Below are 3,951 nucleotides of genomic sequence, written 5' to 3' on the forward strand. Positions count from 1 at the left end.
CGGCGCGCACAACCTGAAGCGCTTTGCGACGTATCGCGGCATCTATCCACCGTTTCGTAAGTTCGCAGTTGAGCTCGACCCAACTAGAACACAAAACGATGTGTTGATAAGAAAAAAGGCCCGTCTCCTCTTGGAGAGCGGGCCTTCAATCAACAAAAAAACAACAAGGTGCCGGTTAGAACGGGATGTCGTCGTCCATGTCGTCGAAGCCGGTGGCCGACTTCTGCGGGCCGGTGCAGGCGCCTGGCGCGAGGCGGCCGGTCGCTGCGGCGGGCGCGCCGCGCGCTGCGGGGCCTCGCCGCCGCCTTCGTCACCCCGGGAATAGCCGCCGCCACCGCCGTCGTCACCGCCACCCATGCCCTCGCGGCCCCCGAGCAGCTGCATCTGCTCGGCAATGATCTCGGTGGTGTACTTCTCGGCGCCGTCCTTGTCCTGCCACTTGCGGGTCTTCAAGCGGCCTTCGACGTAGACCGGGCGGCCCTTCTTCAGGTACTCGCCGGCGATCTCGGCCAGGCGGTCGTAGAACACCACGCGGTGCCATTCGGTCTCCTCGACCTTGTCGCCGCTGTCCTTGCTCTTCCAGTTGCGGGTGGTGGCAAGGCTGATGTTGCACACCGCCGAACCGCTGGGCGTGTAGCGCACCTCGGGGTCGCGGCCCAGGTTGCCGATCAGGATGACTTTGTTGATGGAGGCCATGCCGCTGCTCCCGCGCAGTAAGGAGAAAGAAGGGATTCGGAGGGGTCCGCGGCCCGGGAATCCGGGGCGGCCGATGATTATGCCCGCCACCCCGATGGCCCTGCGCCCGCTTCTTGCATGAGCCGGCCCAGGCATCATCCGTGGGTGCGCGGGCCGCCGCTCGCGCACCGTCGCACCGTCCCGCACCCTTGAAGAAGCAACCCGACTTCACCCAGGCCGTTCGCCAGGAACTGGTCGACTGGCGCGCCTGGCGCGATCGCGCTGTGGTGCTGGCGTACGCGGTCGCCGCGGGGCTCGCCGTGGTCGGCTTCACGATGCTGAGCGAGCTGGCGCTCGAGGGCTTCGGTGCCCTGCGCGCCCTGCACCCGCTGCTGCCGCTGGTCTGGATGCCGGCGCTCACCGCGGCGCTGGTGTGGGTCACGCTGCGCTGGGTGCCGGGGGCCGCCGGCTCCGGGATTCCGCAGGTGCTGGCGGCGCTGGACACGCGCACCTCGCCGTCGCAGCGTGGGCTGTTCGTGTCGCTGCGGCTGAGCGTGGCCAAGCTGGTGCTGGCGTCGGGCGCGCTGCTGGCCGGGCTGTCGGCCGGGCGCTAAGGACCATCGGTGCAGGTGGCGGCCGGAGTGATGCTGCATGCACGCCGCTGGCTGCCGTCGCGATCGAGCGTCACCGACCACGGCCTGCTGATCGCCGGCGGCGCCGCCGGCATCGCCGCCGCCTTCAATGCGCCGCTGGCCGGTGTGGTGTTCGCGATCGAGGAGCTGTCGCGCAAGATCGAGAACCGCAACAGCGGACTCATCATCACCGCCATCGTGCTGGCCGGCCTGGTGGCGGTCTCGGCCTTCGGCAACTCCACGTACTTCGGCGTCATCCGCGTCGGCCGGCTCGACAGCGGCGTGCTGCTGCCCGGCCTGCTGGTGGTGCTGTGCGCGGGCCTGCTGGGCGGCCTGTTCTCGCGCCTGCTGATCGTGTCGATGGTCGGTGCGCCCGATCGCTTCTGCGCGCTGCGGCGGCGCCATCCGGTGCGCTTCGCGGCCGGCTGCGGCTTCGTGGTGGCGCTGATCGGCATCGTCAGCGGCGGCCTCACCTATGGCAGCGGCTACGACGAGACCAAGGGCCTGCTGGACGGCGAACCCGGCCTGCCGGTGCTGTTCGTGCTGCTCAAGTTCATCAGCACCTGGCTGTCGACCTGGAGCGGCGTGCCGGGCGGCATCTTCGCGCCCTCGCTGTCGGTCGGCGCGGGCATTGGCGCCGACATCGCGCAGCTCACCGGCTCGCCGGCCGGCGCGGCGCTGATCGCCATCGGCATGGCCGGCTTCCTGGCCGCCGTGACGCAGGCGCCGATCACGGCTTTCATCATCGTGATGGAGATGGTCGACGGCCACGCGATGGTGCTCAGCCTGATGGCTGCGGCGCTGGGGGCCAGCGGCGTCTCGCGGCTGCTGAGCCGGCCGCTGTACGCCGAGCTGGCCGAGCTGCAGCTGCGACGCCTGCCGGCCGTGCCGTCGACGATGCCGCCGGACTCGGGCACCGCCACCACCGCATTCCAGGACTCCGCTCCCGGCAGGCCCTGACGCCCGCGCCCGGCCGGCACACGCGGGCGCTCCGCTAGCATCCGCCCCGTGACCCCGCCGCGAACCGACCCGACCCTGCCCGCCACCGACCCGCTGAACGTGCTGCAGCAGGTGTTCGGCTACACCGCCTTCCGCGGACACCAGGCCGAGATCGTCGACCACGTGAGCGCCGGCGGCGACGCGCTGGTGCTGATGCCCACCGGCGGTGGCAAGAGCCTGTGCTACCAGGTGCCGGCGATCGCGCGCCACCGCGCCGGCCACGGCGTGGCCGTGGTGGTGAGCCCGCTGATCGCGCTGATGCACGACCAGGTCGGCGCGCTCGAGGAAGCCGGCGTGCATGCGGCCTTCCTCAACTCCTCGCTCGAACTCGCCGACGTGCAGCGCATCGAGCGCGAGATGATGAGCGGCCGCCTGGTGCTGCTGTACGCTGCGCCGGAGCGGCTGACCACGCCGCGCATGCTGGGTCAGCTCGACTCGCTGCACGAGCGCGGACTGCTGAGCCTGTTCGCGATCGACGAGGCGCACTGCGTGAGCCAGTGGGGCCACGACTTCCGCGAGGACTACCTGGGCCTGCACGTGCTGCACGAGCGCTATGCCGACGTGCCGCGCATCGCGCTCACCGCGACGGCCGACGAGCACACGCGCGCCGACATCGTGTCGCGCCTGCAGCTCGAGGACGCGCGCGTCTTCATCAGCAGCTTCGATCGGCCGAACATCCGCTACCGCGTGGTCGAAAAGGACGATCCGCGCAAGCAGCTGCTGCGCTTCATCGGCGACGAGCACGAGGGCGAGGCCGGCATCGTGTACTGCCAGTCGCGCAAGAAGGTCGACGAGACCGCGGCCTGGCTCGAGACGGAGGGCATCACCGCGCTGCCCTACCACGCCGGGCTCGACGCCGCGGTGCGGCAGCGGCACCAGAACCGCTTCCTGCGCGAGGACGGCATCGTGATGGTCGCGACCATCGCGTTCGGCATGGGCATCGACAAGCCCGACGTGCGCTTCGTCGCCCACCTCGACCTGCCGAAGAACATCGAGAGCTACTACCAGGAGACCGGCCGCGCCGGCCGCGACGGCGAGCCCGCCGAGGCCTGGATGGCCTACGGCCTGGCCGACGTGGTGAACCAGCGCCGCATGATCGACGACAGCCCGGCCGGCGAGGAGTTCAAGCGCGCCCAGCGCGGCAAGCTCGACGCGCTGCTGGCGCTGGCCGAGGCGCACGACTGCCGCCGCATGCGGTTGCTCGATTACTTCGGCGAGCCCAGTCGGTCCTGCGGAAACTGCGACAACTGCCTGAATCCGCCGGCGGTGTGGGACGCCACCGAGGCCGCGCGCAAGCTGCTGTCGTGCATCTACCGCTTCGGTCAGCACGGCCGCGGGCCGCGCAGCTTCGGCGCCGCTCACCTGATCGACGTGCTGCGCGGCAAGGCCACCGAGAAGGTCGCACAGTACGGCCACGACGGCCTGTCGACCTTCGGCGTCGGCGCCGACCTGTCCGAGCAGCAGTGGCGAGGCGTGCTGCGCCAGCTGGTCGCGCTGGGCCATGTGGTGTCCGAGGGCGAATACAACACGCTGGCGCTGACCGACGGCGCGCGCGCGGTGCTCAAGGGCGAGGTGCAGTTGCTGCTGCGCGTGCCGAGCGACACACCGAAGCGCGGACGCCTCGCCCGCGGCGGTGGCAGCGCCG

At 70.6% G+C, this 3,951-nt stretch carries 1 protein-coding gene and 2 pseudogenes; 2 read left to right on the top strand and 1 reads right to left on the bottom strand.

Features of this window, described 5'->3' with window-relative positions:
* Positions 1-175: 175 nt before the first annotated feature.
* Positions 176-696 (bottom strand): annotated as a pseudogene (gene ssb, locus x551_RS19445) (single-stranded DNA-binding protein).
* Positions 697-884: 188 nt separating this feature from the next.
* Here ssb and x551_RS19450 point away from each other — a divergent pair.
* Together x551_RS19450 and recQ are read left to right on the top strand one after the other, a co-directional pair.
* Positions 885-2,267 (top strand): annotated as a pseudogene (locus x551_RS19450) (chloride channel protein).
* A 48-nt stretch (positions 2,268-2,315) separates the two neighbouring features.
* The coding region (recQ, locus tag x551_RS19455) for a DNA helicase RecQ (RefSeq protein WP_051512186.1) at positions 2,316-3,951 on the top strand (1,636 nt) is incomplete at its 3' end.

Origin of the sequence: Methylibium sp. T29, from assembly GCF_000576205.1 — a bacterium.
Lineage (GTDB): Bacteria > Pseudomonadota > Gammaproteobacteria > Burkholderiales > Burkholderiaceae_C > Methylibium > Methylibium petroleiphilum.